Source organism: Paenibacillus mendelii, from assembly GCF_024498075.1.
GTDB lineage: Bacteria > Bacillota > Bacilli > Paenibacillales > Paenibacillaceae > Paenibacillus_Z > Paenibacillus_Z mendelii.
Window position 1 is genome coordinate 1 of record NZ_JANHOF010000015.1, and the last position, 13,414, is coordinate 13,414.

Genomic DNA, 13,414 nt, shown 5'->3' on the forward strand with positions numbered 1-13,414 from the left:
TAGCAGGTTTTATTATTTCACCTGTCTACCGTAAGGGGAGCATATCAGCGGCAAACTGCTCCTGTTTCGTTCAAGTAAAAAGACGCACCGGCTACGGCTAGCGACCGTGCCGCGTTTGTTGCTGCCACAGCTCGCGTATTATCGTCACAAGCTTGCCGGCAATTTTTTCATGACCATAATCAGAAGGATGCAATTGATCTTCGAAATCCGGCAGCCCCGCGTCCACCCACCCTTTTGTATCGATAAAGTGAACGTTGACATCACCGGCGGCTGCTACCTGTTGAACGGCTTGAATTGTCGGCTCAGTCAGCATGTCTGCCAATGTCCCAAGGACAAGAATAGCGGCTGCGGGATAATGACTGCGGATGCGTTGGATAAATGCAGCATATTGCTCCTGAAAAACTTCGGCTGTGACGCCGTTGTTATAATCGTTTGTTCCCAGATTGACGACAACCATGTCCGGTTGTCTGCCTGTAAAAGACCAGGTCGGTGAGTCCGGAACCTCGACGGTGTGCAGTTTGAAATACTGCTTGCTCATTCCGATTTCATTAGGCGAAGCACACTTCACCCCATCGACAAGACAGATGCCCGAATAGGCGATCTGGGTATGATCGGCCTGGAGCTGTTCAGCCGCAAGCCACGCATAGCTCCTCAAGACCCAATTCGCATTGGATGCGCAGCAGCCGGCCGTGATGGAATCGCCAACAAATTCAATCCATTTTTCCCGCCGTTCGGCAGGTAAAGTCTGTGCATTTTCATCCAAAATCAATCCTGCAAAAGCAACCTTATCCTTCTCAGAACGAGCGGTTACGCGCAAACTGTGTATCCCCGGCTCCAACGGTGTCGGCGTCAAATTGACCATCCCGTCTTCACCCGGCATATAGGCGTAATAAACATCTGCTCCGTTATCAATGCTGACAAAAATATCACTGCCTGCCTCCAGCTTCAACCGCGCTGTCGTTCCCGTGAAGTTGACCCGGAAATACGCACCCGGCCAATTGCTCTTGAACACCTTAGGATTGCTTTGATCCCATCGGCCGACATAGTGAATATGAGGATCGTCAGGAATGCCTGCCCGTGCTCCTACAGCCGTTTTTTCTATGTATGGGTCTGTTTTACTGTTCAGTAGTCCGGCTATCACCATAACTGCCGCAATCACGAAAGCTGCTGAAAGGAATACTTTTTTGTTCACACGATTCATGCTATACCCCGCCTTTCTCCAGTACCCTTCTATCATACAAAATGGAGTTCTGAGGCAAAAGCGCTATTTTATTTGGATTGGATCCAATTTCTTTAGTGATTGAGAAATCCGGGCAAGTTCGGCTTGTTTACAGACTCATCCGAGTACAGCTTTGTATCCGGTCCTGTCAATAAACGAAGAAAAAACCATCCATTGTGTTTCGTAAGGATGGCCGGTTGAATGAAATTAAAATCCAAGCATTGATACATACCGAAAATTTACGTTCAAGCCGCCTTGCTTCAAATACCATTAACCTTGATACCTATGTTCTCCATTACTTCTTTTGTTTTCTCTATTAGACTTGGCTCACTTGGAACCTCATCAGTTGCTTTTCCATCCAGAATTATCTGAGCTTTATCACCATTCATTTCGTTCAGATCCTCAGATTGGATAACCGTTTCATGTCCGCTATTTTCCACTTTAGACTCCTTTGTTTAGTATTCTTTGTATCTGCCATTGTCATCAACAATTACTATTATTCCGATATCCCCGATCCTTTATGCAGGTATGCATGGATCAGCCATTCTCCTTGATCCGGCTCTCTACCACCATTGCCCGCTTCCCCATATCAAAGGCTGAAAATCCGGGAGTGCATGATTTGCTTTGGCTAACACCTTACATATTTGCGTTTGAAACCAATTTGCCCTTTATCAACTGCCTTTTGAATATTGTCGGATGCGAGTAGAAACTTGCTTTTTTTCTTGTCCTGTTTGACTTCTACTGGGCCGACTGCCTTTGCGGTCTCAACCGCCTTTTCATGGAGAGGCAAATAGGATACCGCCATTGTGTAAAGAAAATTATTCATAGCGTATTTTGTTCGTTCGGGAGAATCGTGAATCGTATTTTGCACAATTTCGAGCATATGGGCAAGTTTGCTTTCGGAAAATTCATGGTCCGGTCGATTACCCAAAAGCCAGCAGTAACAACTCCAGCCCGCTGACATTCTCAGCTCTTCGCCGCATGCGATCCATTGATCGGCAACTTCTTGTGCAATATCTGTTTCTGCTAAGGTTACAGCCACCACATAATCGGAAAGCATATAAAAATAAGCCGAATCGATCCAGCGCTTAAAATCAGCTTCATTCATTGCTTTGGGGTCTGCAATTACACCGGCCATGTACATGGCGTCGTAATTCCCCGTTGCATAAAGCTGCTCAGCCAAAGATTGATTTTTTTTAATTTTCTTGGCGATGGGCTTCATTTGGCCTGTAGCCACGCCAAAAAGCGGTTCGTGCGCGCCATTGGATACATACATTTTCTTGGTTCGTTCCTTGCCGAGAGCTTCAAGCTCCTGCATAACCATTTCGAAATTCATTATTTAACACTTCCTTATTCTTTGAAGGATTTCATCCATTTTATCATAACCGTAGACTGGACAGCGATCGTGTACTCACTTCTGCCCTTTAACACTTCATGGCATGTCCAGAACGTTTCAATCTCCTGACCTACTGTTCCAGCAATTTATTTGCCGCTCTATCCGCACGCGAGTCCCTCCAGGTATCAATCAGAACAATGGCAACTCCTATACAGAGTACGGAATCCGCAACATTAAATATAGGGAAATCAATAAAATATACTTGGAACATATCCACGACTTCCCCCTTGTAGATACGATCGATAAAATTACCGAGCGCTCCGCCTAATATAAGGGCAAAACCATACGAGAGAAGCTTTTTCTCACGATGAATTTTATACAAATAAAGAATGATGCCGATCAGAACAATTGACGTTGCGATAATAAAAAAAACACGTTGACCTTGCAGCATGCCAAAGGCCGCACCTCTGTTACGGATGGAGGTCAATCCGAACACGCCGGGTATAACTGTAATTTGCTGGCCTATCGTCATATACATCGATATAAGCCATTTGACAATATGATCAGCAATAGTCACGCCTATTACAACCAGAAAATAACGAAACATCCCGACAACTCCTTTTTTCTACAAACATTGTTTGTCGCTCATTCCAACCGACATTAGATCGACTTCCCTATAAAAATGATCCAATTTGGAGTAAGCAATACCTGCCGTCCATTTGATTATACGACATTAAGATGAGATATTCATCGTTATCTCCTTCGCAGGATAATGGAAACCTAGTTAAGACAAGGCCACCGATCATTATCGGCTAACGTTCTTCCGTTAGTTAAACGATGCTTCGTTTAAAGCACTATTCAAACTTGACTAGCATAGTTGTTTCTACTATACTGGGATTCGATTCCAAGAAAGGAGGCTAATTCATATGTCCACAGCAAGACTACTGGTTTTAGGAATAATACTTCGACGGGGAATTACTCACGGTTATGGAGTTTATCAAGAACTAACTTCATGGCGGGCCGAAACGTGGACAAATATAAAACCTGGTTCGATTTACCACGCTTTAGAAAAACTTGAGTCTCAAGGAATGATCAAAGCCGACGACTCAGGGGATCGTGTCAAGCGCGGACCATCCCGTACTGAATATACACTAACTATACAAGGCGAAAATGAATTTATAACCCTTCTTGAATCAGCGCTTAAGAGCAATGATTTTCAGGTGTATGCAGCGGGGATCGCTTTCATGGAGATGCTTCCTCGTCACCATGTCATTTCGCTCTTTGACGAACGTCTTGTCTCACTTAGAGGAATTCTTACTTTCTTGAGATCATTACCAACCGAGTCCTTACCTTCCAACCCTTCTAAGCATCCTGAGCTTGTTGGCATGTGGGTTGGATACTTTGAATACGCAATAGAGGCCACTCAAAAGCTCAGGCAGTCTCTTATATCAGGTAACTATATTTTTAAAAATGAGGAATCTGAACTGGAGGGCGTTGACCATGATTAAAGCATGCTTGCATGACGGAAGTATTATCCATGTGGAAGTTCATGGAGAGGGACCCAACCTATTGCTTCCTGTAAATCCCCAACCAATCGAAGGACCCCAAGCTGACGAAATGCGAAAGTGGGGAGCAGACCCTGCACTGGGACGTTCACTAATAGATGGTCTTAGCGATAAATATCGTGTAATCGCCTTCGACTATGAAGGTCATGTCTTAAATACACCTAAACCAGATACATTAACACCAACTAACGTTACTAGAGACTTGCTGGCAATAGCCGATTCGGCAGAAGCAAAGCAATTTGGCTATTATGGCTACTCATGGCTTGCTCTTTGTGGAATGCAGCTGGCCATTCGAACGGATCGACTGTCTGCACTAATTATGGGTGGCTTTCCTCCTATTGACGGCCCGTATAAAGAAATGTTAGATGTAACAATGGCGACACATGAGATGTCTGCTCAGAGGAGTTCATCCCCCTCAAAAGAAACTTCAGATGAATTTGATTGGTCACATGTTGAGGTCACCATGAGTGATTCTCAAACAAGGCAGTTCGTCACGCTATATCAGGAATTACAAGCTTTCAACGATCGGATAGTCCAAGATAAAATCTCTTGCCCTCGCCTTTGCTTTGCAGGTACTGCCGATAAAATCATTTATGGCGAACGTTGGGGCAATGTCATTGTAGATATAGCTGGACCACTCATGAACAGACGCAAAGAGATTGAAGCTCTCGGCTGGGAAGTTAAGGTTCTTGAGGGTCTCGATCACACACAAGCTATGCAAGCCGCCAACATCCTTCCCATCTTACGTCCTTGGTTAAATTTAAAATTAATATGAGGATTGTAAAGGCCCGTTGCTTCAATGAAAAAAGCAGACTGCCGCTGCAATCTGCTCCATTCCGCTATCGACTCCCATGAGTTGCCGTATTTCCTTGCACACCTTGTAATGATCCCTCGAAAGATTGAAACATGATACAAGCAGCAAATCAGAGTCGCAAAACCGTTATTAGCTCGTCTCCAATGATTTCGCTGTTGTCACGGAAGCCGAAGCTTTCATAAAGCCTTTTGGCGGCCACGTTATCAGCCTTATAAGATATCCAGCAGTAGTGTGAAGGCCCTGCCGGAAAGGTGCGGATAAATTCCAAGATTTTGTTCATAGCTTCCCGACCGTACCCCTTGTTCTGGTATTGCTTGTCAATCATCAGCCGCAGGATGCAATAGCTGTCGTCTGCGATTGCCGGGAGTTCGTACCCGGTGATTCGATAAGTAATCATAACAAAACCGACCGGCTGTTCATCTGCATAAATGGCAAACGGAAATGGATGTCCCCCATTGGTTGCAAGGACATAACACGAAGCCACGCTTGACAGATTGGACGCAACGAAACGGCGTTGATCTTCTAAAACCTCCAAGTTAAATATGGCACGTCGGTTTTCCAGCGTGATTTTTCTGAGCGTAATCATGCAGGGCTTCTCCTTTCATTAACTTTGGTAAATTACTAGTTACGTTGTTGTTTGTAGCTGTTTACCGTCCCTACAAAATGGTTCCGTGTTTAATCTCTCTTATCGATTTTGCGCCGCGGTCGCTTCATAAACATACATTTTATGCCAAAAAAGTAATAGACTTATGTTGAATTTTTTTATAGACTATTATGTATCCGTGGCATTTTTAGGGCTCATCCTTTTTTGGCATTATTGGTTAACCGGCACATATTTGTGCCGGTTTTATTTTTTCAATAACGTAAACTCCTCTTAAGCGCAACGAGGCTACCAATCCAAGTTGGCAGCCTCCTTCTGATCATTATTGAGCTCGTTCTCGTACCCGTTTGTTATATGAATATGTTAACGCATTATAAAATTAGTGACCGCTGAAATAGCCATTAAAACCAAAATAATTAGTGCAAAAACAATTACAAAGCTTTTAACAATACCAATTATAAAGGATGGCTCACCCTCTTTTCGTGGACCAAGATAAATTTCTCTGATCCATAGAACGACAGTTGTTGCTAAGCTTGCCTTTACAGAAAATCTGAGTAATTTAAGCACATACTCTCGCATCGGGATTGTATAGCTTGTAGACACCCCTGATTCTACATGCGTAATAGTATCAGCAATAAATATAATTGCAAGGGCTAAGCCAATTAAAAATCCGTATATAGCTCCCTTAACCAATCTCTTTTCGATTTCGATGACCTCCTTTTATTATAGGGATGACCTTTAACCATCGTTCGATTTCAGACATTCTTTGTGAATAACGTATTAAAGGCATTTATTGTTACTGTAACTTGTTCAGTCCCCATCTGCTGTTCTTTTGCCAAGCTTCTCGAATACCGATCGGAGAGGTATTAAGTGAAATGGCTAACAAGAATCTACCTTAAGTATGTTGATTGTCATCTATTATAGCAACGCTTTACTGTCAATAGGATGTTATAACAAAATTAAATATTCCAATTTTGATATATATATCCATCTTTTTAACGAGAGAGAGAAACTTTTCTCACATGTTAGACGTTTAAGTTGACGTGAGTTTAATGTTCTGACCCACCGGGAACGAGCAATAGGGGTTCAATTAGCGGAAGAAAAAGGAGATGCGACATGAAATCATTGAAATGGTTGTTGATTTTGTCACTATTAGCCGCCCCTGTTGGAGCGATTGGCGCAAAGGAAGCAGCGGCCCAGGGTGCTGGGAACCAGCTGACGCTGAAGCTGAACAGCAAGGTCATGATCAAGAACGGTGTCAGCTCGATGTCGGCACAGCCGGTTACGGCGAAGAACGGTACGTCATTTATTCCTCTCAAGTCGGTTGCTGATCAATATGGCTATAACGTTTCATTTGATGCGAAGACGAAGGAATCTGTCGTGAAGAATGCGCTTCATGAGTTTCGCTTCAAGGCCGACCGGAAGACGATTACGCGGGATGGCCAGCCGGTCCAAGCGCCGCTCGCACCGTTTGCGCTGAAAGGATCTATGATGGTGCCGATCCGCACGTGGTCGAATATGACCGACAGCCAGCTGAACTTGACAGGAACGACGATCACGCTCGCCTGGGGAACGAAGCCGACCGCGGATTTCGAAGTGACGCCGACCAAGATTTACGCGGGCGAAACGATTGTCACGTATACCGATCGGTCGACGAATCAGACGGGTCAGCCGTTCATGAACGAACAATGGACCGGTAAAGAGGAGATTTTCTCCGAGGCGGGCATTCATACGATTACCCGGCAGGTGCAGGACGTGACGGGCGAATGGAGCGCCCCGTTTTCGGTATCGGTAGAAGTGCTGCCGCCGAACCAGCCGCCGGTGGCAGATTTTAAGATGGAACGCGAGATATACCGGATCGGCGAGAAGATTATTTTCACCGACCTAAGCACGGATGACGAGAACGCGATCGGCAAGACGAAATACACCGGGCGCCCGGAGGGCGATGCGTTCTTTGAAGCGGGTGAGAAATCTGTGACGCTCGAAGTGACGGACAGCCACGGACTGACCAGCTCCGTGACGAAGACGATTACCGTGACAGAAGAAGTGCTCTATACGAAGGAAGAATATGGCCGTCTATTCACGAACGTTGGAGACAAGTTCACGGTCAATGGCTCCGCAGTATTACAATACCAGGCGATAAAATACGCCATTCAGTCGGATACGGCACAGCTGGTGCGCAGTAACAGCCCCGAGACGCTCATTAGCGAAGGGATCGTTTATGAGGATCAGCTGACGGGCAACGTACGCTTCCTGTTCCACAACTACAATCAGATCGGTTATCCGGTACGCATGTATTTGCTGGCAACGAACAAAGGCAACACGACGGTCAACGTCAATACGAGCACATTCGGCATTGGCGGTCCGGACGCTTACGTGGAGAATACCGGCAAGCTGTCGGTTGTCCGCTACCTGCAATCGCTCCAGAACAATCCTTCGCCAAGCTGGACGACGATTAAGCCAGGCCAGACTATTGAGCTGCTGCCGGAGCTGAGCAAGATGCCGATCAAGGCGAATCAGATTTACTCGGCTTACGCGGACTTGTATTCGGATCAGGAATTGGTGTACGACGTGGTTGTCGTGGCCGCGGACAAAGACCCAAAAACTGCGCTTCCGACACTGTCCGTCATGCCGCGCGACGGCAAGCATGTTCGTGGGACGTTCGATAACGCGAATCGAATGATCGAGATCGTCGAGCCGCTCGGTTACGAAGAGAACCGCATGACGTTCGGTGACGGCACGATGGACTCGTTTTTGTACGGCTACGATTCCTCAAGCGGTGTCAACGAACTGAACGTAGGCAACTTCGGCGTCATGTACACGATGAAGCTCGATCACGTTGCGCCGAATACGGTCATCGCGCTCAATCCGCGCGGAGGCGTTTATACGGGGGCATTCCTCGTGAATGGCCAGTTGGTCACCGTCACGAACAAACACGTGCTGCTAAACAACAATGAAGCAGCCGTCCTGTACCGGACGGGCAGCACCGAGGAATCGGTCGAGATCAAATTCACACTCGCTTCCGGCAGCTTCCTGCCGCTGGCGATGCTATTCCTGCCACTTCCGGAAGTAAGGAACTAGAGGTAAAGGAACTCATCTTTTTTCATCACTTTCTGCAAGAACCCGCCCTCTCCCGATGGCGGGTTTCTTGTATCGAACGCAAGGAAAGCATTTTTAAAGCATGTAGAAACTACCGTTAGTCTAGTATTCAATCATTCCATGAGCGCCCGCGAAAAAGGCAGCCGATCTTTTGAAGCGGCTGCCTGTACATGATCTAAATATTCTCTACCGGTTGTTTTTCTTTCCACAAGACTGTAATACCGAGGCCTATGACCATAATGACTGCAGCGAAAAGATACGGATAGTGGATGTTTACATCAAATAATATCCCGCCCATCGCCGGCCCGACGATATTGCCTAAGCTCGTATAGGTTGAATTCATTCCGGCAACGAACCCTTGCTCTTTTCCGGCAGTTCTTGATAAATATGTCGTCAATGCCGGACGAAGCAAGTCAAATGCGAGGAAAATGAAGCATGTTACCGCCAGCACGGCCCAAAAACCAGAGACCACGGTAGACCCGACCGCCAATATAGCTCCAATAATTAAACAGAGTTGGATCACTTTCTTTTCGCCGAGTTTGTCTACCATTTTTCCAAACAGAAATATTTGCACAACTACACCGAAGATTGAGCTAATCGTAATAATGGCTGCAATTTCCTTGGGCGTATAACCGAATTTATGATCGGAAAACAGGCTAAAAACCGTTTCATATGCGGATAAACCGAATGCGAGCACAAATACAATGACAAAGGCAATAAAATATAGTGGGTTAAGTGACCTCTTTAAATCGCTGAAAAAGTTAACCTGTTTGGCATTCGTAGAAAACTCTGCAAGCTGTGCTTTGGTTAGCGGTTCTTTTAAGATAAACAAGGATAAGAGGCAAGCAATAAAGGCCATGCCCGCCGCAGCGAAGAAAGGCATACGTATGCCGTATTCTGCAATAAAGCCGCCGACGCCAGGCCCGATAATAAAACCGGTGCTAATGGCGGCAGACATATACCCCATCGCCTTCGGCCGTTCCTCTATCGATGTAATATCTGCGAGATATGCCGTGACTGCGGGCATAATAAAAGCAGCGCTAAATCCACCCAGAATCCTCGATATATAGAGCACCGATACATTCGTGCCCAAACCAAATATAAGTTCCGAAGTACCGAAGAGGACTAAGCCGATTGTAATCATGTTCTTTCTGCCGAAACGATCTACCCAACGCCCTGCTAGCGGCGACATAAGCAGCTGTGCCACCGCAAATGCCGCAACAAGATACCCCATCGTTTTGCCTGATAAATGCATAATATTCATAAAAGACGGCATTACGGGGATGACTAGACCGATGCCCAGAAATGCAATGAATATATTGCTTAGAAGAATAATCAATACGGTTTTTTGTGATCTAATTGTTTTTTTCATGTTCATGCCCTCATTATGTTATGAATCACCGATGTGAAATCCCTCTCCAAAATACTGTCCAAGAGGCTTCCAATTTATCCTTCAGCCGTTTCTCATCATTGACATATACAAGCTCCAGCATAATGGAATCAACGATTCCCAAGAAGGCTAGGGTCGGCGTTTTTGCTGAATCCCCGAAGATTGCTTTAGCGTCTATCCAATCGTGAAACTTACTTTCCAGTATCGCCTGCACCTTTTCCTCGATATCGATCACTTCTTTTTCAATCGCTTTTACAAGGTGAGCCGGCGGAAAAAAAGACATGCGAAGCCAAAACTTTAACTGCTCATTTTCTTTGAAAAGAGCGATTACTAATTGTAGAAATCCGTATAAATCCTTCTCCGGATGTTGTGAGCCAATGTTACTGAAATATTGGAGTTTTGAAGATAGCTCAGTCTCTTTCGCATCACGTAAAACCTGCAAAAAAAGATCATCTTTTCCTTTAAAATGAGCGTAGATCGATTGTTTCTTCATACCGACTTCATCCGCGATCTGAGAAAGGGATGCTCCTTCATAACCATGAATCGTGAAATATTTTAGAGCTGCCTCCTTAATCTCATTGCTTTTCAATGAAACCACCTCCCCTAACGAACGTTCGTCAGTTTATAGTATCAGATTGAATCAATAAATGCAAAGCTAGTAATCGGCCATCGGACAGTTGAAAACATAAAAAGCCGCCATAAGGCGACTTCACATGGAAAATGGGATCTATACTATTCTTCTTCTGTATCTCTGAATGCCCAGGGAAAGCTAATCGATGCACTTGCTGTTGATCCGAGCCTTCCTTTGTTTGGCGACGCCCACACCAAATGAACGGTATTAAACTTATAGCGTTCCATATGATCGATATGGATCGGGGACTGCTGAAAAATAGTGATCATATTACGATCCAGATGGCAGCCGACAATGCGTAGAAATATCGGTTCGATGATCTTTTGGGAACTGCCAATCAATCGGTTTGAACTGAGACCATGCTCCATTAACAAAATTTGACCGCCTGGCTTGCACCACCTGCAAAAAGATTCTAACACTTTAACAGGATGTTCGTAACCGCAAAAGGATAATGTCGAGACGATGGTATCAAATGAGTTTTCAGGAAACGATATAGATTCGATATCGGATTGAATGAATGTGGCCTGAACATTGCTAGCAATGGCGGACTCTTTTGCCTTGGATAACATAGCATCGCTGAAATCGACAGCAGTCACATCCACATTTGGGGGGTAAAAGTGAAAATTTGCTCCGGCACCAACAGCTACCTCAAGAACCTTCCCTTTTGCACTCCCAATCAATTTCTCCCGCCAAATTCGTTCCGTCTGCTTCTTCCTTCTCATTTCGTAAACTCTGGATTGATTATCGAATTTACGGATGAGTTTCTCTTTGTCCATAGTATCCTCCTTCTATAAGTGACGATCAGACTTTTGTTACCGCAGCGCTACTTATTTGTTCAACTATAGTACTGCTTGCCTTTATATACCGGTAACCGAAGGGCAACTGTTGTTCCTTTGTTTGGACTACTCACGATCTCAACATTACCTTTGTGTTCATCCAAAATCCATTGTGCAATTGATAATCCAAGACCCGTGCCAGGCGTGTCACCTCTTGAGGAATCAGCACGATAAAATCGTTCAAATATTTGGGGAATTTCATTCATAGCCATGCCGATCCCACTATCACTGATCGTGAATAGAATATCATCTGCTGTTTTGGCTGACTTAAACTCAACCAAACCTTCCAAGGTGAATTTGAATGCGTTATCAAGGAAGATGAACAACAGATGCTGAAGGTATTCTTGATCACCTGCAATATATAGGTTCTCAAGCACGCTGAGGTCTTCAACCTTGAAATGAACCGATTGAGGTAGTAATTGTGCTTTTCTTACTACTGATTCTACAATTGGTTTGATTTCAAAAACGTCTTTTTTTATCTGCTGCCCCGCATCAGCTCTTGCAAGGGTTAAGAGATCATTAACCAATCTCCTCATTCTATTTGTTTCATCTACAATGTCATTAAGAGCCTCCACCGATATTTCAATCTCGTTTTTATCAACTAAATAAGGTGGTTTATTGTAAGCTATCCATATTTTTTTAAGGAACTCCGCATTTCCACTAATCGTAGTAAGTGGAGTTCTCAATTCGTGAGAGGCATCTGAAACAAAGCGACGTTGGTTTAAGTACATCGTCTGAATACGTTCTACCATTCCATTAATCGTCTTACTTAAGAGACTAACTTCATTTGTGTTTTTCTGAGATTGTATTCGTATGCCTAAGTCCTCGCTTCTTTGAATTTGTTGTGTCTCCTCAATTAAGGTGTAGATTGGTTGTAAAGAGCGCTTAGCAGATATCCACCCGATATATGAAGCCACACATACAACAAGTAATGATAAAAAAAAAGAAGAGCTCGCAATATCGATAAAAATTCACTTAATACACCTATATTATACGCCGACTGTAAAACCCCAACTACATTACCGTTCAGTATTAACGGATCTGAGTATATCAAGAAAAGAGAATTTTGGATTTTAGCAGTAACGTAGTATCCTTGTTTCTTTTCTTCAAGGGTCTTCTGGGAAAAAGGTAATTCGACAATACCTAGGTTGATTGACCTTGCCCTATCACCATTGTTCAAATTTATAACCTGTATATACATTCCTGTATGCGCAGTATCGAATTCATCTAATCGGATAAACAAATTCCAACCTAAAGGGTTATATTTTACATTTTCTTGTAATTCTCTTGTTTGATCTTTGAGCGAAGACCTCAGATCGCTATATAGGTAGAATTGTAAAAAGCTATATAATACAATACCGAATAGTAGTAAAGTAGAAGCTAAAATGCCTGAATATAATAGAGTCAACCTCAAACGGATCGTCATTTAATCCTCCAATGGCCTTTCCTTTATTATCCAATCCATTGCTTAAATCAATCTTAATTGAACATAAAAAAAAGTTTTTGACTCGCCGTCAATTACAATGTGTAAAATATCACTTCATTTGTCTATCACACTATCAACCTTCCATGCATAAGCTGTGTATTATCGCTAGAGGAGGTGTATCGATATGAATAAGTTTTTTAACTATCTGGGCGGCGTCATTGGTGGTTTCGGCCTAATTTACGTCCCTGTATCGGATTTGCTGACAAGCCTGGAACCTCTGTTCGACGCGGTAGGCATTATCACCGTGAGTGTATTCGCCGTCGCCTTAGTCGTTAATGGCGTACGTTCCCTGTTAAACAAAGTGTAACGTCATCTCATAATGACCGCAGCCTGTTCTGCGGATGGGGGTATCAATTCACTTATTACCGGTGCTGACGGGATCACTAGGTAATGGTTTTTAGATGGTTCTATATATTTGTGCCGGGCGTCGGTCTTAG

Annotated in this window: 15 protein-coding genes; 4 read left to right on the forward strand and 11 right to left on the reverse strand. The window is 44.2% G+C overall.

The window, feature by feature from the left end; all coding sequences use genetic code 11:
* Positions 1-97: 97 nt before the first annotated feature.
* The 4 genes from NNL21_RS28925 to lspA all read right to left on the reverse strand — a co-directional run bounded on the left by NNL21_RS28925 (position 98) and on the right by lspA (position 3,162).
* The gene (locus tag NNL21_RS28925; protein WP_204821761.1) at positions 98-1,201 is read right to left on the reverse strand and encodes an SGNH/GDSL hydrolase family protein; all 1,104 of its coding nucleotides are present in this window, start codon (positions 1,199-1,201) and stop codon (positions 98-100) included.
* Positions 1,202-1,479: 278 nt separating this feature from the next.
* Positions 1,480-1,659, reverse strand: coding sequence for a hypothetical protein (locus NNL21_RS28930; RefSeq protein ID WP_204821762.1), 180 nt, complete (start codon positions 1,657-1,659; stop codon positions 1,480-1,482).
* A gap of 188 nt (positions 1,660-1,847) precedes the next feature.
* Positions 1,848-2,555 (reverse strand): DNA alkylation repair protein, encoded by a 708-nt coding sequence (locus NNL21_RS28935; RefSeq protein WP_204821763.1) that lies wholly within the window; start codon positions 2,553-2,555, stop codon positions 1,848-1,850.
* Between the two features lie 130 nt (positions 2,556-2,685).
* The gene (gene lspA / locus NNL21_RS28940) at positions 2,686-3,162 is read right to left on the reverse strand and encodes a signal peptidase II (protein WP_204821764.1); all 477 of its coding nucleotides are present in this window, start codon (positions 3,160-3,162) and stop codon (positions 2,686-2,688) included.
* Between the two features lie 319 nt (positions 3,163-3,481).
* Here lspA and NNL21_RS28945 point away from each other — a divergent pair, with 319 nt between their 5' ends.
* Both NNL21_RS28945 and NNL21_RS28950 read left to right on the forward strand, forming a co-directional pair.
* Positions 3,482-4,063: a PadR family transcriptional regulator gene (locus NNL21_RS28945; RefSeq protein WP_204821765.1), complete on the forward strand. Its 582-nt coding sequence runs from the start codon at positions 3,482-3,484 to the stop codon at positions 4,061-4,063.
* The gene (locus NNL21_RS28950; protein ID WP_204821766.1) at positions 4,056-4,895 is read left to right on the forward strand and encodes an alpha/beta fold hydrolase; all 840 of its coding nucleotides are present in this window, start codon (positions 4,056-4,058) and stop codon (positions 4,893-4,895) included. Before NNL21_RS28945 ends, NNL21_RS28950 begins: the two co-directional genes overlap by 8 nt.
* A 148-nt stretch (positions 4,896-5,043) precedes the next feature.
* On the opposite strand, the gene NNL21_RS28955 is transcribed toward NNL21_RS28950, so the two are convergent.
* Positions 5,044-5,520, reverse strand: a complete 477-nt coding sequence (locus tag NNL21_RS28955) for a GNAT family N-acetyltransferase (protein ID WP_204821767.1) — start codon at positions 5,518-5,520, stop codon at positions 5,044-5,046.
* A gap of 378 nt (positions 5,521-5,898) precedes the next feature.
* The gene (locus NNL21_RS28960) at positions 5,899-6,228 is read right to left on the reverse strand and encodes a hypothetical protein (protein WP_204821768.1); all 330 of its coding nucleotides are present in this window, start codon (positions 6,226-6,228) and stop codon (positions 5,899-5,901) included.
* A gap of 423 nt (positions 6,229-6,651) precedes the next feature.
* Here NNL21_RS28960 and NNL21_RS28965 point away from each other — a divergent pair, with 423 nt between their 5' ends.
* On the forward strand, positions 6,652-8,616 hold the full coding sequence (locus NNL21_RS28965; RefSeq protein WP_204821769.1) for a stalk domain-containing protein: 1,965 nt from the start codon (positions 6,652-6,654) through the stop codon (positions 8,614-8,616).
* Between the two features lie 193 nt (positions 8,617-8,809).
* On the opposite strand, the gene NNL21_RS28970 is transcribed toward NNL21_RS28965, so the two are convergent.
* From NNL21_RS28970 to NNL21_RS28990, 5 genes are all read right to left on the reverse strand, one after another.
* Positions 8,810-10,006 (reverse strand): MFS transporter, encoded by a 1,197-nt coding sequence (locus NNL21_RS28970; RefSeq protein WP_204821770.1) that lies wholly within the window; start codon positions 10,004-10,006, stop codon positions 8,810-8,812.
* Positions 10,007-10,031: 25 nt separating this feature from the next.
* A complete protein-coding gene (locus NNL21_RS28975; RefSeq protein WP_204821771.1) occupies positions 10,032-10,613 on the reverse strand; it encodes a TetR/AcrR family transcriptional regulator in 582 nt (193 codons plus the stop codon).
* A gap of 143 nt (positions 10,614-10,756) precedes the next feature.
* Positions 10,757-11,431: a class I SAM-dependent methyltransferase gene (locus NNL21_RS28980; RefSeq protein ID WP_204821772.1), complete on the reverse strand. Its 675-nt coding sequence runs from the start codon at positions 11,429-11,431 to the stop codon at positions 10,757-10,759.
* A 59-nt stretch (positions 11,432-11,490) separates the two neighbouring features.
* Positions 11,491-12,243 carry a sensor histidine kinase gene (locus tag NNL21_RS28985; RefSeq protein WP_204821773.1) on the reverse strand — a complete coding sequence of 251 codons (753 nt, stop codon included), beginning with the start codon at positions 12,241-12,243 and terminating at the stop codon, positions 11,491-11,493.
* Positions 12,244-12,347: 104 nt separating this feature from the next.
* Positions 12,348-12,917 (reverse strand): hypothetical protein, encoded by a 570-nt coding sequence (locus NNL21_RS28990; RefSeq protein WP_204821923.1) that lies wholly within the window; start codon positions 12,915-12,917, stop codon positions 12,348-12,350.
* Positions 12,918-13,101: 184 nt separating this feature from the next.
* Here NNL21_RS28990 and NNL21_RS28995 point away from each other — a divergent pair, with 184 nt between their 5' ends.
* A complete protein-coding gene (locus tag NNL21_RS28995; RefSeq protein WP_204821774.1) occupies positions 13,102-13,284 on the forward strand; it encodes a hypothetical protein in 183 nt (60 codons plus the stop codon).
* Positions 13,285-13,414: the final 130 nt, after the last annotated feature.